The organism is Kribbella sp. NPDC002412 (assembly GCF_053592935.1).
Genome location: NZ_JBSFBL010000001.1, coordinates 93,384 through 116,935 on the forward strand (window position 1 = coordinate 93,384; position 23,552 = coordinate 116,935).

24 protein-coding genes are annotated in these 23,552 nt (G+C 69.1%); 7 read left to right on the forward strand and 17 right to left on the reverse strand.

Going from position 1 to position 23,552, the window contains the following annotated elements; all coding sequences use genetic code 11:
- Positions 1-142: 142 nt before the first annotated feature.
- Together ACWCOV_RS00530 and ACWCOV_RS00535 are read left to right on the forward strand one after the other, a co-directional pair.
- Complete coding sequence (locus ACWCOV_RS00530) at positions 143-850, forward strand: helix-turn-helix transcriptional regulator (protein WP_449827061.1); 708 nt, start codon at positions 143-145, stop codon at positions 848-850.
- Positions 847-1,278, forward strand: coding sequence for a hypothetical protein (locus ACWCOV_RS00535; protein ID WP_449827062.1), 432 nt, complete (start codon positions 847-849; stop codon positions 1,276-1,278). The genes ACWCOV_RS00530 and ACWCOV_RS00535 overlap by 4 nt, the downstream gene beginning before the upstream one ends.
- 10 nt (positions 1,279-1,288) lie before the next feature.
- On the opposite strand, the gene ACWCOV_RS00540 is transcribed toward ACWCOV_RS00535, so the two are convergent.
- Positions 1,289-2,521 (reverse strand): NAD(P)/FAD-dependent oxidoreductase, encoded by a 1,233-nt coding sequence (locus ACWCOV_RS00540; protein ID WP_449827063.1) that lies wholly within the window; start codon positions 2,519-2,521, stop codon positions 1,289-1,291.
- 2 nt (positions 2,522-2,523) lie between these two features.
- On the reverse strand, positions 2,524-2,955 hold the full coding sequence (locus ACWCOV_RS00545; RefSeq protein WP_449827064.1) for a hypothetical protein: 432 nt from the start codon (positions 2,953-2,955) through the stop codon (positions 2,524-2,526).
- A gap of 88 nt (positions 2,956-3,043) precedes the next feature.
- Here ACWCOV_RS00545 and ACWCOV_RS00550 point away from each other — a divergent pair, with 88 nt between their 5' ends.
- Positions 3,044-3,742: a helix-turn-helix transcriptional regulator gene (locus ACWCOV_RS00550; RefSeq protein ID WP_449827065.1), complete on the forward strand. Its 699-nt coding sequence runs from the start codon at positions 3,044-3,046 to the stop codon at positions 3,740-3,742.
- Between the two features lie 48 nt (positions 3,743-3,790).
- Here the strand turns inward: ACWCOV_RS00550 and ctaD are convergent, their stop codons facing one another.
- The 6 genes from ctaD to ACWCOV_RS00580 all read right to left on the reverse strand — a co-directional run bounded on the left by ctaD (position 3,791) and on the right by ACWCOV_RS00580 (position 9,379).
- A complete protein-coding gene (gene ctaD, locus ACWCOV_RS00555) occupies positions 3,791-5,521 on the reverse strand; it encodes an aa3-type cytochrome oxidase subunit I (protein ID WP_449827290.1) in 1,731 nt (576 codons plus the stop codon).
- Between the two features lie 295 nt (positions 5,522-5,816).
- Complete coding sequence (locus ACWCOV_RS00560; protein WP_449827291.1) at positions 5,817-6,011, reverse strand: response regulator transcription factor; 195 nt, start codon at positions 6,009-6,011, stop codon at positions 5,817-5,819.
- A gap of 289 nt (positions 6,012-6,300) precedes the next feature.
- Complete coding sequence (locus ACWCOV_RS00565; protein WP_449827066.1) at positions 6,301-7,245, reverse strand: slipin family protein; 945 nt, start codon at positions 7,243-7,245, stop codon at positions 6,301-6,303.
- 60 nt (positions 7,246-7,305) lie between these two features.
- Positions 7,306-7,728 carry a TraR/DksA family transcriptional regulator gene (locus ACWCOV_RS00570; protein ID WP_449827067.1) on the reverse strand — a complete coding sequence of 141 codons (423 nt, stop codon included), beginning with the start codon at positions 7,726-7,728 and terminating at the stop codon, positions 7,306-7,308.
- 833 nt (positions 7,729-8,561) lie between these two features.
- Positions 8,562-8,765: a hypothetical protein gene (locus ACWCOV_RS00575; RefSeq protein ID WP_449827068.1), complete on the reverse strand. Its 204-nt coding sequence runs from the start codon at positions 8,763-8,765 to the stop codon at positions 8,562-8,564.
- A 128-nt stretch (positions 8,766-8,893) separates the two neighbouring features.
- On the reverse strand, positions 8,894-9,379 hold the full coding sequence (locus tag ACWCOV_RS00580; RefSeq protein WP_449827069.1) for a DUF6069 family protein: 486 nt from the start codon (positions 9,377-9,379) through the stop codon (positions 8,894-8,896).
- Positions 9,380-9,571: 192 nt separating this feature from the next.
- Between ACWCOV_RS00580 and ACWCOV_RS00585 the strand changes: the two genes are divergently transcribed.
- Both ACWCOV_RS00585 and ACWCOV_RS00590 read left to right on the forward strand, forming a co-directional pair.
- Complete coding sequence (locus ACWCOV_RS00585; RefSeq protein ID WP_449827070.1) at positions 9,572-10,063, forward strand: DUF1269 domain-containing protein; 492 nt, start codon at positions 9,572-9,574, stop codon at positions 10,061-10,063.
- A 104-nt stretch (positions 10,064-10,167) separates the two neighbouring features.
- Complete coding sequence (locus ACWCOV_RS00590; RefSeq protein ID WP_449827071.1) at positions 10,168-12,303, forward strand: phage holin family protein; 2,136 nt, start codon at positions 10,168-10,170, stop codon at positions 12,301-12,303.
- A 10-nt stretch (positions 12,304-12,313) separates the two neighbouring features.
- On the opposite strand, the gene ACWCOV_RS00595 is transcribed toward ACWCOV_RS00590, so the two are convergent.
- Positions 12,314-13,762: a DUF2252 domain-containing protein gene (locus ACWCOV_RS00595; protein WP_449827072.1), complete on the reverse strand. Its 1,449-nt coding sequence runs from the start codon at positions 13,760-13,762 to the stop codon at positions 12,314-12,316.
- Between the two features lie 179 nt (positions 13,763-13,941).
- On the opposite strand from ACWCOV_RS00595, the gene ACWCOV_RS00600 reads away from it, so the two are divergent.
- Positions 13,942-14,478: a potassium channel family protein gene (locus tag ACWCOV_RS00600; protein WP_449827073.1), complete on the forward strand. Its 537-nt coding sequence runs from the start codon at positions 13,942-13,944 to the stop codon at positions 14,476-14,478.
- Here ACWCOV_RS00600 and ACWCOV_RS00605 read toward each other — a convergent pair.
- The 5 genes from ACWCOV_RS00605 to ACWCOV_RS00625 form a co-directional block, all read right to left on the reverse strand.
- Positions 14,462-16,039, reverse strand: coding sequence for an MFS transporter (locus ACWCOV_RS00605; RefSeq protein WP_449827074.1), 1,578 nt, complete (start codon positions 16,037-16,039; stop codon positions 14,462-14,464). The genes ACWCOV_RS00600 and ACWCOV_RS00605 overlap by 17 nt on opposite strands.
- A gap of 3 nt (positions 16,040-16,042) precedes the next feature.
- Positions 16,043-16,357 (reverse strand): SHOCT domain-containing protein, encoded by a 315-nt coding sequence (locus ACWCOV_RS00610; RefSeq protein ID WP_449827075.1) that lies wholly within the window; start codon positions 16,355-16,357, stop codon positions 16,043-16,045.
- A 10-nt stretch (positions 16,358-16,367) separates the two neighbouring features.
- The gene (locus tag ACWCOV_RS00615; protein WP_449827076.1) at positions 16,368-16,823 is read right to left on the reverse strand and encodes a DUF6325 family protein; all 456 of its coding nucleotides are present in this window, start codon (positions 16,821-16,823) and stop codon (positions 16,368-16,370) included.
- A 100-nt stretch (positions 16,824-16,923) separates the two neighbouring features.
- Positions 16,924-17,178, reverse strand: a complete 255-nt coding sequence (locus tag ACWCOV_RS00620; protein WP_449827077.1) for a hypothetical protein — start codon at positions 17,176-17,178, stop codon at positions 16,924-16,926.
- The gene (locus tag ACWCOV_RS00625; protein WP_449827078.1) at positions 17,162-17,431 is read right to left on the reverse strand and encodes a hypothetical protein; all 270 of its coding nucleotides are present in this window, start codon (positions 17,429-17,431) and stop codon (positions 17,162-17,164) included. Before ACWCOV_RS00625 ends, ACWCOV_RS00620 begins: the two co-directional genes overlap by 17 nt.
- Positions 17,432-17,802: 371 nt before the next feature.
- Between ACWCOV_RS00625 and ACWCOV_RS00630 the strand changes: the two genes are divergently transcribed.
- A complete protein-coding gene (locus ACWCOV_RS00630; RefSeq protein WP_449827079.1) occupies positions 17,803-20,301 on the forward strand; it encodes a LuxR C-terminal-related transcriptional regulator in 2,499 nt (832 codons plus the stop codon).
- Here the strand turns inward: ACWCOV_RS00630 and ACWCOV_RS00635 are convergent.
- From ACWCOV_RS00635 to ACWCOV_RS00645, 3 genes are read right to left on the reverse strand one after another with little or no spacing between them, the layout of a single operon-like run.
- The gene (locus ACWCOV_RS00635; RefSeq protein ID WP_449827080.1) at positions 20,275-21,369 is read right to left on the reverse strand and encodes a hypothetical protein; all 1,095 of its coding nucleotides are present in this window, start codon (positions 21,367-21,369) and stop codon (positions 20,275-20,277) included. The two genes, ACWCOV_RS00630 and ACWCOV_RS00635, sit on opposite strands and share 27 nt — an antisense overlap.
- A gap of 1 nt (position 21,370) precedes the next feature.
- Positions 21,371-22,966: a phospholipase D family protein gene (locus ACWCOV_RS00640; RefSeq protein WP_449827081.1), complete on the reverse strand. Its 1,596-nt coding sequence runs from the start codon at positions 22,964-22,966 to the stop codon at positions 21,371-21,373.
- Between the two features lie 11 nt (positions 22,967-22,977).
- Positions 22,978-23,496, reverse strand: a complete 519-nt coding sequence (locus tag ACWCOV_RS00645; RefSeq protein WP_449827082.1) for a hypothetical protein — start codon at positions 23,494-23,496, stop codon at positions 22,978-22,980.
- Positions 23,497-23,552 lie beyond the last annotated feature (56 nt).

The window sequence follows — 23,552 nt, forward strand, 5'->3', positions numbered from 1 at the left end:
TGCGTAGACCTCAGGACCGCGCCTGCGTCGAGGAGTGCCCGGTCATCGGCTCGCCTGGCGGGGCCTACAGGATCGGCGCCGTCGCACACGACCATTCGCGCGTCGCGGCGCTACCGCGGCAGGCTCAGGCAAGCTGACCGCCATGACCAGGACTGATCAGACAGCCGGCGACCAGCCACGTCGGCAGGCACTGCTCGAAGTTCTGCGAGGCTCCGACGCACCGGTGGGTGTCACTGAGCTCGCCGAACGACTTGGCATCCATCCCAACACGGTCCGCTTCCACCTCGACGCGCTCGTGACGCAAGGACTGGTCGATCGGCGACTGGAGAAGCCGAGCGGGCGGGGCAGGCCCCGGACCGTGCACACTCCACGGCCTGGGATGGACCGTGGCGGGCAGCGCCAGTACCAACTGCTGGCCAAGATCCTGCTCGGTGAGTTGTCCACGAGTACTGATGCAGGCGGCGCAGCCGAGGCGGCAGGCCGCAACTGGGGCGGCTATCTGATCGAGCACGTCCCGCCGTCCCATCAACCCGACGTTGCCGAGGCCACCCAACGGTTGAGCGCGATGATGACCGACCTGGGATTTGCCCCAGAGTACGGCGGCGACGCAGCGGAGCGCCTCAGGTTGCGGCATTGCCCCTTCCTCGAGCTCGCGGAGGAGTACTCGTCCACCTTGTGTCCGCTGCATCTAGGCCTGATGCAAGGCGCTCTCACCGAGATCCGCGCACCGATCACGGCGACCAGCCTCGAGCCGTTCGCCGAGCCCGATGCCTGCATCGTTCACCTCGCCCCGACCCGCGACCCTGCCCAGACCACACAGGCCACCGGGATCCTGGGAGAAGCAAGGTGAACGCGACCGCAACTGCGGTGGCAACTGCCGCCGTCTTCGTCTGGCTTGGCATGGTGCTGGCGATCTCGTTCCTGGAGGCCCCGCTCAAGTTCCGGGCGCCCGGCGTCACCATCCCGGTCGGCCTCGGCATCGGGAGAATCGTGTTCCGGGCGCTCAACCGCACCGAGATCGCACTGTCTGCGGTGACGCTCGCAGCGATCGCCATCGGGCGGCCTTCGACCGCGGCCGCCACCCTTACCGCAGCCGTCGCAGTCATCCTCGCCGGACAACTGACGGTCATCCGTCCACAGCTCAACCGGCGCTCCGACCGAGTGCTGGCCGGCGAGGACCTGCCCCGTTCGACAGTTCACCTGTACTACGTCGCCCTTGAGACCGCGAAGGTCATCGCCCTGGTGGCACTCGGCATCCGCCTCCTGATGACTGGCTGACTCGACAGCACTAGACCAGGACGTGCGCGGCGAGTGGCACCGAGTTGTCTGCGAGCCGATCCGGGTCGATGGATTGCCGACTGCGAATCAACTCCTCCACCGGGGCGATGCCGTCGTCCCATCGGTTGACGTGCATGCCGGCGACTACCCGGCCATCCGACAGCCAGAACGCATGGAACGCCTGCTCGTCGACATCGCCACGGGTCAGCACCCGGTCATAGCCGCCCGGGCCGATCCAGCCGACGAATTCCATCCCGACGTCGTACTGGTCGGTGAAGAAGTACGGCAACCGATCATGAGTTACCTGCTGACCGAGCATCGCCTTGGCCGCGACCGGAGCCCCACGCAACGCGTTCGCCCAGTGCTCGGTCCGCAGATGCCCACCGTAGAAGCGATGGTAGGAATTCGCCGCATCGCCCACCGCGTAGACGTCCGGGTCCTGAGTGCACAGCGACTCGTCGACCACGATCCCGTTGTCGCAGCTGAGGTCCGCCCGTTCCGCAAGCTCGACGTTCGGGGACGCACCGATTCCGACGACAACGGCGTCCGCGTCGAACCGGCCGGTCTCGGTCAGGACACCGGTCACGCGACCGCTGCCCTCGAGCCCGTTCACCATGTGACTCAACCGTAGGTCGACACCGTGGCGCAGATGCAGCCCGGCGAAGAACGCGCCCATCTCACGACCTAGCGCAGCGAGCAGCGGCACCGGCTGCGGATCGACGACTGTCACGTCGCAGCCGGACTCCCGGGCTGCGGCCGCGGCCTCCAGACCGATCCAGCCGGCACCCACGATGACAATCCGCCCACCGGCGCCGATCACCTCGCGCAGCCGATCGGAATCCTCAGCCCGGCGCAGATAGTGCACGCCCTCCAGATCCGCCCCCGGTACCCGGAGGCGGCGGGGAGACGAACCTGTTGCCAAAAGCAACTTCCCGTAGCCGATCCGGTCACCGGTGTCGAGTTCGACCTCATGGCCCTCGCGGTCCACCGACGTGACGCGCCGGCCGAGCAGCAGCTCCACCGCGTGCTCGACGTACCACTGCTCGTCGTGGAGGTAGATCTTCGCTCGCTCCTCCTTGCCCAGCAGATAGCCCTTCGACAACGGCGGCCGCTCGTACGGCAGCTCGGTCTCGTCGCCGACCAGGACGATCCGCCCCGCGAAACCCTGTTCCCGCAGTGTCTGAGCAGCCGTGGCTCCCGCCAGACTCGCGCCGACAATGAGGTAGGTGGATCGGTTGTCCATGATCAGGACCCGTGCCGGGCCGGTGCGTACTTGACCGCAAGACGCGACAGCGCCAGGGCCGCGACCATGAGGCCGAAGTCGCGCAGCGCGACGTCGTAGAAGCCGGGGATGGTCAGCAGGTTGAGGATGATGCCCGCGAGCCAGGCCGCGACGAGCAGCCCGCCGTACCGTGGAATCAGGGCTACCGCAACGCCGGCGACGATCTCGATCACCCCGACGACGTACATCGCGTCCTGGCCGGAGCCGGGGACGAGGTCGTTGATCCACGGGGCCAGGTAGCCGGGCCAGTCGGTGAGCAGGTTGGCGAACTTGTCCAGACCGAACAGGATCGGCGCCACCGTGAAGACCGTCCGCAGCACCAGGAAGGCCTGGTACGCCGGATCGGACAGCGCCTCCCGGCCTGGTGTCCGAGGCCTGTGCACGTCACTTGTCATGACCATCACTCCTTCTAAAGAAGATATATCTTGACTTTAGAAGTCGCCAGGGTTTTCGTCAATGGGAGTTAGCTTTAGAATGCGTGCTGTGGACGACAGCAAGGAAGCGCGGATCTTGGCGGTCGCCACGTTGGAGGAACCAACGCGGCGGCGCCTGTACGACCACGTCGTACGGCAGACCGCCGCGGTGACCCGCGACGAGGCCGCCAGGGCACTCGGTCTGCCTCGGGCCACTGCCGCATTCCACCTCGACCGGCTGGCCGAGGAGGGCCTGCTGGACGTGGTCTACGAGCGCCGAACCGGCCGCTCCGGCCCGGGCGCCGGCCGGCCGTCGAAGTTGTATCGACGTTCGGAGCGGCATGTCGAGGTCTCTCTGCCCGAGCATCGCTACGACCTGGTCGGCCGCCTGCTGGCGACGGCCATCGAAGATGCTGAAGCCACCGGCGTTTCACCACGACAGGCGCTCGACCGACGCGCCCGGCAGGTTGGCAACGAACTGGCCGCCGCAGCCCGAGCTGCCACCCCAGCGGAAACCGGCCCCGAAGCCCTGATGCGCATCCTCGACGCGCACGGCTTCGAACCCCGAGCCGACGAGGACGCGATCGTGCTCGGCAACTGCCCGTTCCACACGCTTGCCCAGCAGCACACCGACCTGGTCTGCGCGATGAACCTCTGCCTGCTTGACGGCCTGCTGACAGGGCTGGATTCCACCGAATTGCAGGCCCACCTCAAGCCCGAACCCGGCCACTGCTGCGTCCGCATAGAGCCCGTCTCGGCATCCGGCTGATCGGTCCCGCGACCTACCGTCTGCACATCGCGGACTGTCCCCCATGCCTTACCTGTCGACGCTCCCCTCGGTCTCGGCGTTCTCCATCAGGTTCTCGGCCCGGCCCTGGTCCTCACCGGCGTCGAGCAGCTTGTCCTTCGGCGCCCGGTTGTCCGGGTACTCCGCCAGCGCGACGCGCGGATGGTGTACGTCGAAGGCCGGGCTCTCGGACCGGATCCGCGGCAGCCGGTCGAAGTTGTGCCGCGGCGGCGGCGAGCTGGTCGCCCACTCCAGCGAGCGGCCCCAACCCCACGGGTCGTCCACGCCCACGAGCCGCGCCTTGCGCGACTTGTAGACGTTGTAAAGGAACGGCAGAGTCGAGGCGCCGAGGATGAAGGCGCCGATGCTGGACACCTGATTCAGCGTGGTGAAGCCTTCGTTGGCGCCGTACGACGCGTAGCGCCGCGGCATGCCCTCGACACCCAGCCAGTGCTGGACGAGGAATGTGGTGTGGAAGCCGATGAACAGCAGCCAGAAGTGCAGCTTGCCGAGCCGCTCGTCGAGCATCCGGCCGGTCATCTTCGGCCACCAGAAGTAGAACCCGGCGAACATCGCGAATACCACCGTGCCGAACACCACGTAGTGGAAGTGCGCGACCACGAAGTAGGTGTCTGTGACCTGGTAGTCCAGGACGGGTGAGGCCAGGATGACCCCCGTCAGACCGCCGAACAGGAACGTCGTCATAAAGCCGATCGACCAGAGCATGGGAGTTTCGAGTGATACCGAGCCTCCCCACATGGTGCCGATCCAGTTGAAGAACTTCACCCCGGTCGGCACCGCGATCAGGAACGACATGAACGAGAAGAACGGCAGACTGACCGCGCCGGTGACGAACATGTGGTGGGCCCAAACGGTCGCTGACAACGCCGCGATCGCGAGGGTTGCCCCGACCAGGCCCATGTAACCGAAGACCGGCTTGCGGCTGAACACTGGGAGGATCTCGGTGACGATGCCGAAGAACGGCAGCGCGATGATGTACACCTCGGGATGGCCGAAGAACCAGAACAGGTGCTGCCACAGCAACGGCCCGCCGTTGGCCGCGTCGAAGACATGTGCTCCCAGCATCCTGTCTGCGGCAAGCATCAACAGTGCACCGGCGAGGATCGGGAAGGCGATCAGCACCAGGATCGACGTCACCAGGATGTTCCAGGTGAAGATCGGCATCCGGAACATCGTCATACCCGGGGCCCGCATGGTGATGATCGTGGTGACGAAGTTGACCGCGCCGAGGATGGTGCCCAGACCGGCCATCCACAGGCCCATGATCCACAGGTCACCGCCGACACCCGGCGAGCGCACGGCGTCGGACAGCGGGGCGTAGCCCGTCCACCCGAAGTCCGCAGCTCCCCCGGGGGTCAGGAAGCCACTGAACGCAATGAGGCCGCCGAACAGGAACAGCCAATAGCTGAACATGTTGAGCCGCGGGAACGCGACGTCGGGGGCGCCGATCTGGACCGGCATGATCACGTTCGCGAAGCCGACGAACAGCGGCGTCGCGAACAGCAGCAGCATGATCGTGCCGTGCATGGTGAAGAGCTGGTTGTAGACCTCTTCGTTCACGATCTGCAGGCCCGGCTTGGCCAGCTCGGCGCGGATGACCAGCGCCATCACACCGCCGATCAGGAAGAAGCCGAACGATGTGATCAGGTACAGGTGCCCGATCAGCTTGTGGTCGGTGCTGGTCAGCCACTTGACGGCTGCGGCGCCAAGACGGCGACGCGGAAGTGGTGCGGGTTCGATGGGTCCGGCTCGGTCCGCCACCGACCACGGCCGGTCCTGGTGGGCACCGACCTGGGTCAACTGATCATTCAGGGAATCGTCGCCGGTTCGGGTCGTTCCCACGGGCCGGCTCACCTCCTCGTCACAACGAATCGCGGCGGCGATCGCCTGCCGGCGTGGACACACGAGCCAACGATGCCGCTCCGCGTCGGGGCCAGGTAGGTGCTCCCCCGGCGAAGGTCACCCTGCGATGTTGCCGGACATCGGCAACGGCTCATCTGGTCGCCGATCCGCGGCTGCCGTGCCCAAGGCTCGATCAGGCCGGCCCGGACGGCGTAGCGGGCGAGCTCCAAACGGTCGCGCAGTCCCAGCTTCTGCAGCATGTTCGCCCAGTGCCGCTCGACCGTTTGACACTGATGAACAGGGTCTCGGCGATCTCCTTTGAGGAGTGTCCCTCCGCGACGAGCTTGAGGACCTCCTCCTCGCGGGCGGTCAGGATCTGCTCCGGGATCCTGTCCGAGCCGGACCCGGTTCAGGTAGTTGCGGATCAGCACGTATCCCGCGGCACCGGCCCGCGGCGCCTGGAGAAATACTGTTGCTCGCTGCGGTGAGCCAGGCCGTGTTGCACCACGCCGCCTGTCCTGTCGCCGTTGTCCGCTCCCGCCGGACCACTGCCGCGAATGGCCTTCCTTCCAGCGACCGAAGCTTCAGCTCACCGCACGCCAGCGCTCGGATCCCAAGCACCTGTGGTGACGTCGGCATCGCCGTACTCTCTAGGCAACACCAGGCCAGGAATGCCTTCAGGGTTGCCACGCCGGGTCGGCACAACCGGTGGGTAGTCCGCCCCACTCTGGTTGTGCCAACCCGGCGGTCTCCGGGGGCGCGGCCAACGCCGCTCCCGATGGTCTTGTCGTCAGGGCCGGTACGGCGTCGCCGGCCGTCGGCTCGGTGTTCTCCGGCACGCGGGCGCCACTCGACTTGGCGGCCTCAGGAGGCGTCGACCGTTCCAGGAAGCGGAGCAGTTCGACCGGGAACGGGAGCACCAGCGTCGAGTTCTTCTCGGCCGCGACCTCGACGACCGTCTGCAGCAGCCGCAGCTGCAGCGCCGCCGGATGGTGCGACATCACCTCGGCCGCCTGCCCCAGTTTCTCCGACGCCTGCAGTTCGCCGTCAGCGGTGATGATGCGGGCACGACGCTCTCGTTCCGCCTCGGCCTGACGCGACATCGACCGCTTCATCGTCTCCGGCAACGCGACGTCCTTGATCTCGACCCGTTCGATGTGCACGCCCCAGTCCACGGCAGGGCTGTCGATCATCAGCTCCATGCCCTCGTTGAGGCGCTCCCGGTTGGAGAGCAGATCATCGAGCTCGCTCTTGCCGATGATCGACCGCAGCGAAGTCTGCGCGACCTGGCCGACCGCGGACATGTAGTCCTGGACGTCGACGCCCGCGCGCACCGGATCGATCACCTTGAAATACACGACGGCGTCCACTCGGACCGTGACGTTGTCACGGGTGATGCCGTCCTGTGCGGGGACCGGCATCGTGATGATCTGCATGTTGACCTTCTGCAGCCGGTCCACGACCGGCACGAGGAGCACCAAGCCGGGCCGGCGGACCTTCGGAAGGACCCGACCGAATCGGAACACCACGCCCCGCTCGAACTGCCTGACCACGCGCACACTCGACGCGATTCCGATCACGCCGACGATCAAGGCGACAAGCAGCACATCCAGCACAATCATTTCTGCTCCGTAGGGAAGGACTCGACAGGTCGGCGTCGTCTGGAGGTCGGCAGCGTCTGCTCACCAGTTCGCCGGCGGATCGCTAGCCGGGAAAGAATCCGCGCCCCAGACATCCACGATGTCGGGCCGGTGAGACTCCTTGGCGTACTGACACGTCAGGCAAAGGCCCGCCATCGGGATGGCCTGCAGCCGGTCCACGGGGATTGCGCGAGCACAGCGTTGACACATGCCGAACGAGCCGATCGTGAGCCGGAAGAGAGCGGCGTCGATCTCGGCCAGAACGACTCTGGCTCCGGTCATCAGCGCGGCGGTCACCTCGGCCTGGGCGTCGTCGGCGACGCCTGCCGCTTCGTACGACAGGTCGGTGAGCTGGTCGAGACGAAATCGACGTTGCTGTTCGAGCTCACTGCGGAACCACTGCAGGTCGATGGCGTCTCGGCCACGTGGTCTGCTGGGCGGCGCTGCCTGATCCAGATGACTCATCGAAACCTCCTCTGCGCGACAGATCACTCAGCCGCGGACACCGCGGCGGGCTTCCGGTCCGCACAAGGCCACCATCGCGCCGGGCGCGCGGACGCGGTACGGGCGCGGTCGGCGAACGTCGGACGCTCCGCCTGCCGAGTCTCGGCAACCTCCCGGCGACGCTTGGTTTGCATCGTGCTGCGCCCTAATTTGGAATCGAACGTTGCTGTGACGACGCACCGGCCGAGTGCAGCTGGGTTGGAGGGCCGGGTCTCGCCGATGCGCCGTCCGGCAGGGTTCGATGGCCGAGCTGAACACGCGCCCGGCACAAATGGGTGTCAGGCCCGATGGTCTCCGGCCAGGGCCTGGGTCATGGTGGTGGTACGACGCAGTCACCCAACCCGACCAGCGTCCCTCAGCCGGCGTGTGCGATGCCTCCTAGGCGCACGCCGGCTGTCATCATCGCGGGCAGTTCGGAAGGACTTCGGTCCAGATGACAACGGATGGGGGCAGGACCCAGCACGCCACCGGGCACACCACGCACCCGGCGCGGATCCGGCGTACTTCGGATGTGGCGGCCGACAACCAACTGCTCGGCGACGCCGACCTGAGCGCGCTCCGTGCGACCCTGCAAGAGAACCGGCGGTTCCGGCTGCAGCAGCTGGGCGAGATTGCCGGAGGAAGCAGGCTGGGCGTCCCGGGCAGGCTCCACGCCGCACATCGAGGTCAGTCGCAAACTCGCAGTCGCAGCGCGCGCTCGAGGAAATCGAGGCCGCGCCGGCCAAAATGAACACAGGGCAGTACGGCAGGTGCAGTCGATGCGCTCGCGCCATCAGTGCCCAACTCCTGTGGAGCTATCCGCCCGCCGATACCTCGCACTCGACCTCGGCAGCGCGCAGACCCGGGCCTGGATGCCCGGCCGCGGCCTGGTCGTGGACGCACCCACGATCACACCCACCGAACCCGACTCCCCCGTACGCCGGGGCAGCGTCGTCGATGCCGTCGGCGCGACACGCATGCTCGACCGCCGGCTCAACAGCCGCGGAGCTCCCGGTCATCGCCCGACGCTCATCATCACGACCATGCCAGTCCTGTCCACCGACGCCGACCGACGCGCCGATCAGCGGGTTGGGGATCGAGTCCCTGGTGGCGCACCTGAGCCCAGGTCAGGTAGCTGATTTGAGTTTCACACGTACGGCGGTGGGGTGGACGGGCCTCTTGGGGTGGTGGTGGTTGCGCTGCGGGCGGTGGTGGAGAGGAGGGTGCCGATGGTGATGCCGAGGGAGAGGTTGATCAGGGCGGTTGCCACGGTTTCCCAAGAGCGTTCGGCGGCGAAGGGGGCGAGCATGGCGGCCAGGGTGACGAGGGTGACGACCCAGCGGAAGAAGCGGAGCGGGCTGGGGGTGGACAGGATCAGGAGGTGGACGAGCCCGGTGGCCAGGAGGGCGGCGGCGGCCGCGCAGGCTGCGTAGGTCCAGGTGTCCGCGTCGCCCCAGACCCCCTCGCCCTCGGGGGCGAGCACGGCCAGGCCGAAGACGCCGCGGGCGAGCAGGATCCCGACGACCGCGACCAGCGCGGCCACGACAGCGGTGGCCGCTCCGCCCGCCCAGAGGCGGCCGGCGTTCACTCGCGGCGCTCGGTCGGCAGCGTGCGGCGGCGGTGGCATGGTCATGCGTCGGTCTCCTGTCCGGCGACGTTCTCCAGACCTTGGCCACGCCGCGGGTCCGGTCGCATCACCCGGGACGGATGATTCGCCGGTTCACGCGCGGCCGGCCCGGCTGCGTTCACCCGGTGGGGATGAGGCGGTCGCCCCGCTGTCGGCCGAGGCTGCAGGTGACGTACCGACCGATCCAAGGAGCACACGATGGCGACACTGACGGTGTGGAAGTTCGACAGCCCGACGGGAGCCGACGACGCGATCGAAACGTTGGAGTCCCTGGCCAAGCAGGAGTTGATCCAGCTGCACGATGCGGCGACGGTGTCGTGGGAGGAGGGCAAGAAGAAGCCCAAGACGCGGCAACTGCACAACCTGGCCGGCGCCGGGGCGATGGGCGGCATGTTCTGGGGGATGCTCTTCGGGCTGATCTTCTTCGTTCCGCTGTTCGGCGCGGCCATCGGCGCCGCGACCGGTGCGCTGGCCGGATCGATGAGCGACGTCGGCATCGACGACGACTTCATCAAGTCCGCCCGGGACAAGATCACCCCTGGAACCTCGGCGTTGTTCGTGATGTCGAGCCAGGCCGTGCCGGAGAAGGTCAAGGCGGCGTTCGCCGAGCGCGGGCTGCGGCCCGAGCTCATCCAGTCCAACCTTTCGGCCGACCAGGAGGCTGAGCTTCGCGAGATGCTCGCACAGTAACCCGGAGCCGTCGCGCGTGTGGCCGCAGCCTGGATCGTCGAGCGGCCACACGACGGACGTCGTACGTCCTGGTCATACCTCAGGGATGACGACGAGGAGGTGGAATGACGTCACCGGCCACTGCCGGGCGGCGATCGGAGCTCGCCGGACGTCTGGCCCATGGCGTGCGGCACCGGCGGTGGTACTCGTCGCTGGCGTCGGCGGCGCTGTGGCTGGTGGCCACGGCACTGGCGGTCCTGCTCGCGGACGCGATCGTGCCCGGGTTCCACGCGGACCGGCCGCTCGGTCCGCTCGGATTCGCCATCGTGCTGGGGATCGCGGGCATGACCTTGCAGCCGCTGCTGGTGGCCGGAGCCGTGCGGCTGGGCTGGGTCGGCGTGCTGTTCCTGGCGCTCGTCGGGCAGGCGTTGATCGTCCTCGTGGCCGCCTGGCTGCTGCCGCGAGTGCGGGTCGACGGCTTCTGGCCTGCGTTCTTCGTCGCCTGGATCGTCGGCATCGTCGGCACCGTCGTCGGCTGGCTCAGTACGTCCGGCACCGACGAAGCCCTGGTCGAGCGGCTCGTGGCGTCCGGCCGTCGCCGTCCGGTCAAGCTCGACGACGCCGAGGTGGACGGCGTGGTCTTCGTCCAGCTGGACGGCGTGCCGTTCCCGGTCCTCCAGATGGCGGTCACGGGCGGGACGGTGCCGACACTGACGCGCTGGATCCGCTCGGGCAGTCACCGGCTGCACGAGTGGACGCCGAAGCTGCCGGCCACGACACCGGCGAGTCAGATGGGCATCCTGCACGGGGTGATCGACGGGATCCCCGCGTTCCGCTGGTACGACCGTGCCAACGACAGGATCCTGGTGGCGAACCGCCCGGCCGACGCCGCCCTGATCGAGGCGGCCCTCACGACCGGGCGGGGTCTGCTCGTGGACGGCGGTGTCAGCATCAGCAACCTGTTCACCGGCGACGCCCCGCAGGCCGCTCTGACAATGAGCCGGCGGGCCGGCCGCGGAGAGATCACCAGGCAGGCGGTCGCCCGGTTCGTCGCCAGCCCGAGCGGGCTGACCCGGGGGCTGTCCCGCTCGATCTCGGAACTGCTGCGCGACCGGTTCCAGGCCCGCCGTGGTGTTCGGCGAGACCTTCGCCCACGATGCCACCGCTCGTGGACGACGGCAGCCCTGCGCGCGGTGACCAACGGCGCGCTGCGCGACCTCAACACCGCGCTCGTCGCATACCACATGCTGCACGGCACCAGGTCGATCTACGTCGACTACGTGGACTACGACGAGGTCGCCCACCACGCGGGAATCCTGCGTCCGGAGAGCCTCGAGGCGCTGGAAGCGGTCGACCGGGTGCTCCATCAGCTCGAGCTGATCGCGTCCGTCGCGCCACGCCGCTACCGCTTCGTGGTCCTGTCCGACCACGGCCAGGCGCAGGGAACGACCTTCGCGGACCGGTACGGCGAGGAGCTTGCGGTCGTCGTGTCGCGACTGGCGGCGGCCGATGTCGCCGTGTCGTCCGCACCGGTCGAGGGGTGGGGCCGGACCCGGATCCTGGTGGACGAACTGGCCGACGGGAGCGGCGTCAGCGGCCGGACCATGCGCAACGCCGCCGAGGCCATGCAGCGCCGCGGGCACGACGAGGCCGACGCCGTCGACGCAGGTGACAGCCGCCGGACGGGCAAGGCCGAGGGCGACGAGGAGTTCCACGTGTTCGGCTCGGGGAACCTCGGACTCATCTACGTCCGCGGCGCCCGGCAGCGACTGACCCGGGGTCAGCTCGACGACCGGTATCCCGCCTTGGTGGCCGGGCTGGTCACGCATCCGGGCGTCGGCTTCGTCGTCGTCCTCGACGAGGTCGCCGGGCCGGTCGCGCTGGGCGCCGCGGGCCGGCACCGGCTGAACGACGGTCGCGTCGACGGAGTCGACCCGCTGGCCCCGTTCGGGACGAACGCCCCGGCCTTCGTCCGCCGGGTGGCACTGCGACCCGAGGCGCCCGACATCTACGTCAACAGCCTGGTCGAACCCGGCACCGAGGAGGTCGCTGCTTTCGAGGGCCTCGTCGGATGCCACGGCGGGCTGGGTGGCTGGCAGGACCGCGCGTTCGTCGCCGTTCCGGCGGACGTGCCGTTCCCGGCTGTACGGGTGGTCGGAGCCGATGCCCTGCACGTCGCCCTGAAAGACATCCTCCGGTACTGCGGGCATGGCGCCGGCGTGCCGCGAGACGCGCGGTCCACCGCGGAGTCGGGAACCTGAGCAGTGCCGGCTACAGCCCGCTCCAAGCCTCCAGCCGGCCGCTGCCGACAGCGTCCAGGAACGCCTGGTAGTCGCGCTCGTTCTGGTCGGCGTACGCCTCGGCGTACTCGGCCATCGCTTCGGGGAACGCGTCGTCGCTGTTGAGGTACGTCGCCAGCGCGATCCGGTCACCTGAACGCGCGTGGGCCCTCGCCAGCGTCCAGCCGCACAGCTGGCCGTACATCATCATGCCGCCCGGGTCCATCTTCTCGACCACAGCCGACCCCTTCATGTCTCGCAACTGCCGGACGTAGAAGTCGCGGGTCTGTCCGTCGATGCCGTCGACCCGCTGCCAGCCGAGGAAGATGTCACTGGCCGCCTGCATCAGGCGTTGCCCCACCACGACCCGCTCCCCGTCGTTGCGCGGGGCGGACCGCTGCCGGAGCGCGGTCGGGACCTTCCCCTTCAGCACCGAGGGCCCTGCCTCCTTGACCTGCAGGAAGAGCGGGTCACCGTCGTCCCTGCCGCGCAGCAGGACGATCCAGCACCGGGTGCCGACGCTGCCCACCCCGACCACCTTGCGGGCCATGTCGACGAACTCGAACTGGTCGAACAGCACCCGCCGCTCGACCGGCAGCGATCGGCGGTACAGGTTCAGGAGGTTCTTGATCCCGGTCTGGAGCTCTTCCCGGTCGACGTCGGGCAGGAGATCGGCGACCGGCACGACCAGCGGCGGGTCGGCCTTGATCCGAACCCCGTCGTCGGTCATCTCGGTGAGCTTGGCGAACGCCTTGAGGCTGCCGCTGCCGCGTGCCTTCAGCAAGGCCTGGTCGACGTTCCGGCGCCGGCTCGAGCTCATCTTGGCGCGCAGCATCTCCTGGACCTCGTCGATGTCGGCGCGGGCGTACCAGACGTCGAGAGCCCGCATGGTCCCGAACTCGGCGCTTGCGTCGCGATAGCGGCGTACCGTCTCCAGGACGCACTTGCGGCGCTCCTTCCGCGAGAACCCGTTGGACCGGCCGGCGACGACCAGGCTCGCGGCGAGGCGTTTGACGTCCCACTCCCACGGACCCGCGATGGTCTCGTCGAAGTCGTTGACGTCGAAGAGCAGGCGCCGCTCGGGAGATCCGAACACTCCGAAGTTCGACAGGTGGGCGTCACCGCACAGTTGCACTCCGAGGCCGGACACGGGCGCCACGGCGAGATCGGTCGCCATACCGAGGGCGTTGCCACGGAAGAAGGCGAACGGCGACACCATCATCCTGCCGTACCGCACCGGCACGAGCTCGGGAAGGCGGGACCGGGCCTGGTCCTCGAGCAGCGAGACCGGGTCCGGGCGATCCGACGGCAGGACGAGTTCAGCCTGCTCGCGCGGCGGCAGCGATGCCCGCGCCGCGAGCCCCAACCGGGCCCGGTCGGACGGGGTGAGCCGACGGACAGCAGGCGCCGATCCGCTGCCGGCACGGGCTGACCTCGTCATGCGCGCTGCGGTCGATGTCGTCGCCATCGGCGTCGATGCACTCATGCTGCCCGTCCCCCTCCGGTCATGGTCGAGTCACGTGATCTCGGTGAGAACTCCACCGAACACCTGACCCGATCCAGCCAGCATCACCCCCGCCGGATGAACCACCAGCGCGGTGTCCGGGCTTGACTTGACGTGTGAAAGGCGCCGAGATCGACTACCGGCAGCTCGCCCCGCGCACCCGCCGGCGACTCGCCACGCGGTCGCTGCTGCGTTCCTTGCTGGTGAGCCTGGTCATCATCGCCGGGTACTTCCTCCTGCCCATGCGCCTCGACAGCGGCCTGCCGGTGGCCGCGTTGGTCGTCGGGCTGGTCGCCGTGGGGCTCGTGCTGGCCTGGCAGATCCTCGACATCGCCCGGTCGCCCTACCCCCGGATCCGGGCGATCGGCGCGCTGGCGACGTCGGTGCCGCTCTTCCTCGCGGTGTTCGCGACGACCTACGTCCTGATGGCCACCGCCGAGCCGGCGAGCTTCTCCGAGCCGATGAGCCGGCTCGATTCGGCGTACTACACCGTGACCGTCTTCGCGACCGTCGGCTTCGGCGACATCGTGCCCGTGTCCGGGCCGGCCCGGGCGGTGTCCACGATCCAGATGTTCGGCGACCTGATCATGGTCGGCCTGGTCGCTCGCACGCTTCTCGGCGCCGTCCAGCACAATCTCAGTCGCCGGGAGTGACGGGCGCTTTCTGCAGGCGCACCATCCGGAACGAGTTCACCAGCCCGGCGATTCCGGCCAGAATCGGGATGCACAGCGCCACCTGCAGGGCGATCGGGCGCGCGGTCGTGTTGATGTCGACGATCTCCTCGCGGATCTCCGCCGGCTGCGTGGCGAGCAGCTTCTCGAGCTCGGTGTTGGTCATGACTTCCGCGTCCTGTTCCAGCGCGGTTGCGACCTGCTCCTGCTGCGCCGCCGGAAGGACTGTGCTCGACTGCGCCAGGCTGGTGAACGTGAAGGACAGCGTTGCCAGCAGGATGGCGCCGGCGAACGCCAGTCCGAACGACAGTCCGAACGAACCCGCCGCGGAGTTGACGCCGGCCGCCTCGCTGACCCGTTCTTGCGAGATCGGCGACAGCGTGTAGTTGTTGAGCTGGGACACGAGCAGGCCCAGACCGATCCCCGCGAGCAGCAGCGGCCCGACCAGGGCCCAGCCGGAGTCGGCCCGGGGCACGATCGGGAGCAGCAGCACCAGGCCCGTGGTCAGGAGCGCGAATCCCCACCTGACGATGGTGCCCGGCAGCCGCCGTCCCGCCCGCTTCTCGGCGAGGATCGCCATCCCGAACATGCTGAGCGAGAGCGGCGCCAGGGACAGGCCGGCCTCCATCGCGTTGTACTCGAGAACCATCTGCAGATAGATCGGCAGCGCGATCATCGTGCCGCCCAGCGCGATCTGCTGGAGCATCTGCTGGGTGACCCCCAGCTTGAAGACGGCGGAGCTGAAGAGACCCGGATCGAGGAGCGTCGGCTCGTCCCGGCGCTTGCGTCGCAGCAGCCAGTAGGCGAGCGCGGCGAGCCCGGCCACGCCGATGGCCAGGATCAGGCCGACGAACTCGCCCCCTTCCTGCCACACCAGGATGCCCAGCACGATGCCGCCCATCCCCACGACCGACAGGCAGGCGCCGACCACGTCCACCCGCCTGGGTCCGGTGTACGGCGCGTCGTGGATGAGCCCCCGGCCGATCAGCACGACCGCGATCACCGCGGCCTCGAGCAGGAACGCCACCCGCCAGGACAAGTAGGTGGTGATGAAGCCTCCGAGCAGCGGTCCGATCGCGGCCGCCAGCGCGGCGGCGGCGCCGACCAGCGCGTAAGCCTTGGTCTGCGCCGCTCCTTCGAAGTTGCCGTGGATCAGCGACTGCATGGCGGGCAGCAGCAGCGACGCCCCGAGGCCACCGATCAAGGCCCAGAAGACGATGATCGCCCAGAGGCTCTGCGCAAGTGCCATCGCCAAGGCGCCGACCGCGTAGCCGCACAGTCCCAGCAGGTACGCGCGCTTGCGGCCGATCAGGTCTCCGACCTTGCTGCCGATCAGGATGAACGCGGCGGAGACCAGTGCCTCGAGCGCGATCGCGGACTGGACGCCGCTCACCGTCGTGTCGAGATCCCGGACCACCGAGGCGATCGAGACGTTCATCAACGAGGTGTCGACGACGAGCACGAACATCGCCATCGCGAGCAGGACCGCAAGCCGCGGGTTCGCCTTCGTCCCGGCCGGAACACCACTCGCATCCTCGGCCATGATTCAGCCGGCGAGGATCTTGGCCTTCTGCGCCTCGAACTCCGCCTCGGTGAGAACACCGGACTGCTTGAGCTCGCCCAGGCTCTTGAGCTGCTCCAGGCGGTCAGCAGTGGCCGGCGGCGGCGCCGCGGCAGGCGCCGGCGCCGCGGCAGGCGGCGGCGCCATCTGCTCGGCGTAAGCCTGGTTCCGGGCGGCAGCCGTCTGCGCGTCGCGCTGAGCGAACTTGGCGTCCTGACGCCGCTGTACCCGGCCATGGACCGCGGACGCGGTGCCTGCGACGGCAGCGGTCCTCGCTAGTCCTCGCAACAGTCCTGGCATGTCAGGCTCCTCAACTCGTCGTTTCCAGGGCGTCCAGGGCTTCCAGGGCGTCGAGCGCCGCCATCACGTCCTCGGCCGGAATCCGTCCGCCGGCGATCAGGTGGCCACCCGACTCCAGCGCCGCCGCGACGAACGGCCTCGCCCACGTGTTCTCGTAGACGATCATCGCGGCCAGGGTGCCCGGCTCCATCGCGCCGGCCACCTCGGCGAGGTCCTCATCGGCCAGAATCCCCGACCGGGCGCCACTGAGGTCCGTGAACCCACCGGCCGGACCTGACGACTCGGCCAGATCGACCATGTAGGCGGAACCGGCGGCGTCCTTGCCGACCACCATCACGTCGTACACGTGGATGATGCCGCGCTCGACGAGGTTCACGAGCTCCTCGGCCGCTCGACCGGTCAGCCGGTTGCCGGTGAACTCGAGGAGCACGTAGTCGATGGGTCCGTGAACGTCTGCTGCTGGCATGACTCTCCACCCCTCCACAAGGGTCTGGCGACCCCGGCGTCCTGTTGCTCGCCACACTGCCGCGACCAGGTGGCGCCGTCATCACCCACGCGGGATGAACTCAGCCCGACAGCGGCGCCGGGTCCGCGGCGTCGGTCGGCGTCACCTGCCGGATACTCAGGATCGTCAAGCCCGCGGCCTGCAGCATCGCCGCGAGGTCCGCGATGCCCTGGTCGTCATGGACTCGGACCCGAAAGGCTCCGGCCGTCTTGTGATCAGCCCGCGGTCCGGCGCAGAACGCCAGCACGGCCGGCCTCAGCTCGCCCTGAACGACGACCTGGTACGACGGGCGGCAGGGCTCACGTGTCGCTGTCATCGTCTCCCCTCCCCGGATCGATGTCGACCCACTCGGTCGAGGTCGAGTCCGGGTCCAGGATCCGGCGGACCTCGACGACCTCGATGCCCAGGGCCCGGAGTCTTGCCAGCAGACCGTAGAGCGCAGCCTGGTCCGGGATCCGGTAGACGACGGTGCTCACCTGGTCGACCGCGAGCGTCACCGCACGCATGTCCCGGAGGTCCTGCTCGGGTACTGCGCCGGCCACGCGGATCTCGTACGTCGCATCGACCATCGAAACCACTCCGATCCCACCCTGTGCGTTCGACGCTCGCAAACGTCCGATGCCGCGGCTTCACCCCTGTGGGGTGAACCGTGCCGGGACCGCGTTCGGTCCGCACCACAATCAGGTACCTCGTCGTCTCGAATTGTTCGGCAATCGGACAGAAAACGCTGGTTTTAAAGGCCCTTCCGTGATTCCGTCGAAGAGTGCGACCCGCCACGCACGCCCTCCCCAGCGCTCAGTGATGCCGTCGCACGCCAGGAGGGGACATGCCGAGCGATCAGCACGCAGGGGTGGAAACCAGACAACTCACTTCACCGGATACACCGTTCGAGGGTCGCCGGAGGTCCACGACCGCGACCTCGGTAGTCCTGCGCGGAACAGTGCCGCGGCCACGGCTCGTCGACCGCCTCGACCTCGGGGTTCAGCGGCCGCTCACGCTGATCAGCGCGCCTGCGGGCTTCGGCAAGACGACGCTGGTGGAGTCGTGGGCCGCTCTCTACCGGGGACCGGCCATGGTCAGGCGGGTTGCGCTGCAGGCCGGCAGCGAACCGGCGGACGTTCTGGATCGCGTCCGCGAGGGTCCGCATCGCAGCGGCCGGCGGGTGCTGGTGCTCGTGGTGGACTGCGGCGACCTGACGATCAGTCCGGAGCTCGGGCAGAGCCTGCACCGCCTCATCCGCGGCGACGCCGGACGAGTCCGGGTGGTCCTGGTGACGCGGTCCGACCCGCCGCTGCCCTTGCACCGCTACCGGCTGGCGGACACCATTGCCGAGATCCATGCCGGCGAACTGGCCTTCACGGTGGACGAGACCACGGCGCTGATGCGCACGTTCAAGCTCGAGCTGACCGACGCGCAGGTCGCCGAGATCCACGCCCGGACCGACGGCTGGCCGGTCGGCCTGATGTTCGCGGCGATGAACCTCGCCGGGAAGTCCGATCGGGAGCGGGTGATCCGGGAGTTCCGCGGCGACACCGGAAACGTGGCGGCGTACCTGATGACCGAGGTGCTCGACGCGCAGCCACCGGAGCTGCGGAGGTTCCTGCTCCGGACCAGCCTCGTCGACGTGGTCCGGCCCGGGCTGGCCGAAGCCCTGACCGGGCGTCCCTGTGACCTCCGGTCGCTCCAGTTCCTCTCCCACGGCAACTCGTTCATCCAGCCGGTGCCGGGGACCGCGGACTGCTACCACTACCAGCCGCTGTTCCGCGAGTTCCTGCGCGCCCAGCTGCTGTACGAGATGCCCGCCGTCGCCGCTGCGCTGCACCGCGACGCCGCCGCCTGGTTCGCCAGGAACGGTCAGCCGTTGGAAGCGATCCATCACGCCGTCACGGCCGGCGACTGGCCCCACGCGGCCCGGTACCTGGTTGCGGATCTGGACTGTGCCGCCCTCCTCGTCGGGCACGGCAGCCGGCAGCTGGCTGCCCTGTTCGCCGGGTTTCCCGACGACCTCGACGGGCCCGAGGCGGCGGTCGTGCGGGCCACACTGGCACTCGGCGCGTTCGAAGTCGACCGCTGTGCGACGGAGCTGGCCAAGGCCAGGACCTGGCTGGACCACGAGGTGTCCGCTCGAAGCCAGTCGGTCGAGCTGGCCGTCAGCGTGCTGGAGGCGGTCTGTGCCAGCCTGAGAGAAGACACCGAGGCGGGGCTGAGTGTCGTCCTGGCCGCCGAGACCAAGCTCCGGGCGCCGGCGCCGGATTCAGCCGTCGCCCATCCGGAGGCACGGCTGCTGGTCGCCGGCTGCAAGGGCCGGGCGCTGCTCCGGAGCGGCGACTTCCCGGCAGCTCTGGAAGCCTTCACCGCAGGCATCGCCATCGCGGAAGACAGCGGCGCCCACGATGCCCTGGCCGAGTTCCTCGGTATGGCGGCGCTGGTCGAGGCGATCCGGGGTCGCCTGCGCCGGGCCGGGGAGGTCGTCGCGCAGGCGACGGCGCTCGCGGAGTCGGAGACGCAGCCGGACCTGCCCCAGGCCACGATCGTGGCCGAGGCCTGGGTGCGCGCCGACCAGGGCGATCTGCCCGCCGCCGAGGACCTGGTGCAGCGTGCCGCCGAGGCTGCCGCTCCCACCCACGACACGCAGGTTGTCGCCGCTGCACTCGCGCTCGTTCGGGCCAGGTTGCTGCGGGCGAACGGCGACCTCGATCTGGCCGCCGCGGAGCTGCGGGCCGCGTGCGACAGCTACGGTTCGCACGGTGGCTGGCTCAGCCAGGCCCTGATCGTCGACCAGGCGAAGCTGCTGGTGACCCAGCATCTGCCGCAGGAGGCCATCAGGGTGATCGAGCAGTCGGACGGCCGGGACCAAGCCGGATCCCTCCTCGTGCTGCAACGCGCAGCGGCCGAATCCGGCGAGCGCCCACCCGCTCAGTCACGCGTGCCCACCGATCGCGACGCCCCGCTCGAAACTCAGGTGGACGGCTGGCTGGTCGAAGCCGCCGAGTCGATCAGAGCCGGCAACACCGGCCGCGGCGGGCTGTGTCTGGAACGTGCCCTCCGACTGGCCGCTCCCGAGCAGCTCCGGCGCCCGTTCGCGGAGGCGCCGCCCTTGCTGCGACGGATGCTCCAGCCGACCGGTGAGCTGATGAGACATCACGCGTGGCTCCGCGGGCCGTCCCATCGAGGCCGTGGCCGCGCCGCCGATCGCTGGGGGGTGCCGCGGACCGAGCTGGTCATCACCACCTCGCTGACCAGCAAGGAGCAGGAAGTCCTCGAGTACCTCGCCCAGCTCCTGACCACCGAAGAGATCGCCGGCACCATGTACGTCTCCGTCAACACGGTCCGGAGCCATGTCCGAAGCATCCTGCGCAAGCTCGGCGCATCGCGCCGCAACGAGGCCGTACGGCGCGCCTGGGAGCTGGGACTACTGCCCTCGCGCCCGGAGACCTAGGCCACCGGCGGCGGCACGGTAGTCCGCGATCGGGCGGTAGCGGTCGTACAGGGTGGTGAGGATGCTGAACAGGAAGACGAAGAAGAGCGTGTCCGCCAGCTGCAGCCGGCCGGGTCCGCGGGACAGCAGGACGTCGGCCAGCACCACCAGTACGACGTTCGTCGCGAGGACGACCCCGAACGAGACCGCGGCGGAGTTCCAGGAGTAGCCTCGCCGCGCCGCCCACAGGCCGATCGCGGCGTTGACCACCACGAAGACCGCGATCCCGGAGAACAGCCTGAGGTTGGTCGTCTCGACGCCGGGCAGCACCTCGCCGAAGATCACGCTGATCAGGCCGATCAGGAAGATCTTCTCCACGGTCGTCGAGTCGAAGACCTTCCGGTGCGCGGCCTGGTACGCGGCCCGCTCGCGGGCCTCGTCGATTCCCTCGGGCAGCGGATCGGCCCGGAACCGCCAGGACCAGTCGGCCGGGCTCAGCCGGGGCCGGACGACGAAGTACCCGACCGCGAGCAGCGCGAGCCCGGCGACCACGAGCGCCGGCAGGAACCAGGGAACGTCCCGGATCGTGTCGGTCAGGTCCAGCTGGGCGATGTGGATCCAGTACTCCTGCGGCAGTTTGACGAAGATCCAGATCGCGCCGGCCACCAGCACCCAGAACCTCAGCGGGTAACGCAGCGGGTTCCGCCGGGTGCGCACCGCTTCGTACGCGATGAAGTAGTACTCGAAGGTGTTCGGGAACAGCAGCAGCAGGAACCGCGCGCCGGTGAGCTCGAAGGCCACCACCCCGACCTGGCGGTAGAAGAACAGGAAGCGGCTGACCCGAACCGCCGCCGGGTTGGTCCAGTTCCGCAGGCTCGCCAGGTACGCGATGGACAGGTAGAAGACGTCCATCGCCTTGTCGTAGCTCTGGTAGAACGGCGGGTCGTACCCGAAGGTCTGGAAGATCGTCTGGTCGACCCCGTCGAGCAGGAGGCAGGCCAGGATCGCCGGCAGCGGGAACGACGGGATCAGCAGGGGCAGCGCGAAGCGCGCGAGCACGACGCACCAGAACACTGCCTCGGCGCCCACGTCAGAACTCCCCCCGCCGGCGCATCCGGCGGGGGCGGCCGTCGGGGTCGTAGACCACTCTGTACAGCGGTTCCGCCCAGAACGCCTGGAACCGGGTCACCGGCTGCGGCTCGTGCGGGCGGATGTGTCCGCGCGGCCGCGCACCCCTGCGGCCCCCGGCGTACCAGGCTTCCAGGTCCGCCGCGGTTCGCCGCCACAGGTCGAAGCCGGCCGGCGGATCGAGCTTCGCCAGGTCGCGGCGGGTCCGGCCGAGGTGCTCCGACCACACCTCCAGCCGCAGCTCACGCGCCAGCCGGCGGGCGCCGTCGGCAACGACCTCGCGGTCCTCGACCGTCGCGTCCAGGACGGCGCAGGTAAGCTCGCTGTCGCAGGTCCAGGATCGGCGGTTGAAGTTGTCCGAACCGCAGGTGAACCAGACGTCGTCGACGATGCAGATCTTCGCGTGCACGTAGATCGGCGCCCCCGCGTCGTTCTCCAGGTTGTAGACCCCGATCCGTTCGGGCGCGGTCCGCCGCAGCATCCGCAGGGCACGCAGCTGACCGAAGCGAGCCGGCGGACCGCTCAGCGCTCCGTCGGAAGCCGGGTACCGCGGCACGACGACGATCACCCGGAGTCCGGGCGACCGTTCCAGGGCATCGTGGATCCCACGCGCGATCAGCTCGGACCACAGGTACTGGTCCTCCACGTAGATGAAGTTCCGGGCGTTGCCGAACGCCTTGCCGTACGCGCGGGCGATGCTGCGCTCGCCCTCGGGCGCGAACGGGTAGCCAGGGTGCTTGCGGCCGTACGTTCGCAGCACCTGGACGGCGTGCGGCCCGGCCGGCGGTGGATCGGGGAACGCCTCCGACAACGGCTGCGGATGGCGTGGCATCCGGGCGAGCCGCTGCACGATCATCCGGTGCGGCGTTCGCCGGTCCAGCGGATGGCCGTCGTCCCAGCGCTCGCAGAAGGTGCGGAGCAGGTCGCCGACGACCGGTCCGCGGATTTCCAGCGCCGCGTCGTGCCATGGCGTGCGGTCGCCGTACCTGCGGTCCATCGGCGCCTGTTGCGGGTCCCCCAGGTGTTCGCCGTCGTCGCGGCGCTGGTGGGACAGGTCGATCCCGCCGACGAAGGCGACGTCTCGTTCGGGCCGGTCCTGGTGCCGGATGACGAACAGCTTCTGGTGGTGCGAGGCCATCCACCGGACCCGTTGGTCGAGCAGGACCTCGGCGCCGGCCTCGTTGAGCTTCGTCCCCAGCCGCTGGTTCTCCCGGGCGCTGAACTGCAGGTGGTCCGAGTGCGACCGCCACAGCAGCCCTCTGACCTCGATCCCCGATCGGGCCAGGTCGGCCAGCACGGTCCCGATGGCCGGGCCGTCGGGAAGCAGTTTCTCGTCCGCGTCGCCACGCCAGTCGGTGAAGTACACCCGGCCGCCGGGCTGCAATGCGCACAGCTCCTCGTACAGCCGGCGGAAGTAGGTCGCACCGTGGATCAGCGGCCGCACCAGGTTGCCCTCGACCCAGGACCCGTCCACGTCCCCCATCCGGTCGATGTCCGTGCTGGGGTTGCCGCGCTCGTCCGGGCGGAGGAACCACCTCCCGGTGGTGTGGTCGATCATCGTGACACCTCTCAGTGCGTCAAGGCGGCCTTCAGCAGGACGATCAGCAGGCCAAGCACCAGATTGACCACCCCCGCGGCGACCAGGCGGCCCACGGTGGCGCCTGCTCTGGCGGCGACGTACAGCGCCCAAGCCAGCTGAGATCCGACTGCCACCGCGAGCGCCAGCCAGGCAGCGCCGGCGTCCGACAACCCGACCAGCGCGCCGATGGCGGCCGCCGCCGCGGGGGGTACGGCGGCTTGCACGATCGGCCACTCGCGCCTGGCAGCGACGCGGAACTCCCGCGCGGACACGAGTGCCCGGGTCGATCCTTCTCCGACCAGGTGCGCATAGACATGGGCCAGCCAGAACACCACGCCGGTCGCGAGCAGGAGAGTAACCAGCTCCTCAGGGTGTGGAGGCTGTTGCCCGGGACCGGTTCCGGCCACCACCGACGCCGCGAGCAGGGACCCGTAGATCGCCCCGGCGTAGTCGGACGGCTGCCGATCCTGACTCGCTCTGGCAGTGCCGGCCGGCGACCCGTCACCCATCCGGCCTCCTTCCCAGGACGCTCCACGTCGTCACGGGGGCAGCGTCTCGCAGCGAC